Origin of the sequence: Paenibacillus validus NBRC 15382 (assembly GCF_004000985.1) — a bacterium.
GTDB lineage: Bacteria > Bacillota > Bacilli > Paenibacillales > NBRC-103111 > Paenibacillus_G > Paenibacillus_G validus.
Map to the genome: position 1 here is coordinate 1 of NZ_BIMH01000122.1, position 1,196 is coordinate 1,196.

The following is a 1,196-nucleotide window of genomic DNA, read 5'->3' on the forward strand; positions in this document are numbered from 1 at the left end:
GATATTATAATGAAGAAAAATGAATTCGCCGCTCTTGGTATCGAGGACAACCTCGCCGAAGCTTTGCACAAATTCGGGTATGCTGAGCCCACCCCTATCCAGAAGGAAGCCATCCCCGCCGTTCTCTCAGGCGCCGACCTGATTGCGCAGGCGCAAACCGGAACAGGTAAAACGCTCGCTTTCGTCCTGCCGATGCTGGAAACGGTACGTCCCGAAAGCCCGAACGTGCAGGCGCTGATCGTAACGCCGACCCGAGAGCTGGCGATTCAAATAACGGATGAAGTCAAGCGTTGGGCGTCCTTTAAAGAGCTGAGCGTGCTATCGGCTTACGGCGGACAAGACGTGGAAAGACAAATACATAAGCTCGAGGGCAGCGTACATATTATAATTGCAACGCCCGGCCGCTTGCTCGATCATATCCGCCGCGGCACCGTTAAACTGCATAAGCTGTCGATGCTGGTGCTGGATGAAGCCGACCAAATGCTGCATATGGGCTTCTTGTCGGAAGTGGAGGAAATTATCTCCGTTACCCCATCCAGGAGACAAACGTTATTATTCTCGGCCACTATGCCTCCGCGTATCCGGCAATTAGCCAAGGAATATATGCGGCCGCCTGTTGAAATCGAAGTGAAAGCGAAACGCGTGACGCTGGATGAGATCGAACAAGTCGTTATTCAAACGACAGACCGCGGGAAGTTCGAGGCGTTATGTAAAATTATTGACGAAGAAAATCCGTATCTCGCGATGGTTTTTTGCCGGACGAAGCTGCGGGCCAGCAAGCTGCGCACCGAGCTTGCCGAGCGAGGGTATTCCTGCGATGAGCTGCACGGGGATTTGACGCAGGCCAAACGCGAACAGGTGATGAAGCGGTTCCGCGACGCCAAAATTCAGCTGCTCGTCGCCACCGATGTGGCTGCGCGCGGGCTGGATGTGGAAGGCATTACCCATGTCATCAACTACGATATCCCGCATGACGCGGAAAGTTATATTCACCGCATCGGCCGCACCGGGCGAGCGGGTCAGACCGGCAAGGCGATGACGTTCGCCGCTCCGCGAGACGGGGCTTATCTGGAGCTGATCGAGCGCGGAATTAAGGCGACGCTGTCCAAGCGCTCAGGCCGCGGGCAGCAGGCGGATGCTGGCGGAGCGGCGGAGCGGCCGGGACGCGGCGGCGCAGAGCGCCAAGGGCACGGGAC

Annotated in this window: 1 protein-coding gene; it reads left to right on the forward strand. The window is 57.0% G+C overall.

Annotation, left to right across the window (positions count from 1 at the left end):
• Window positions 1-9 precede the first annotated feature (9 nt).
• Window positions 10-1,196 (forward strand): DEAD/DEAH box helicase (locus PVA01S_RS26330; RefSeq protein ID WP_164751992.1); only part of this gene is annotated, 1,187 nt, incomplete at its 3' end.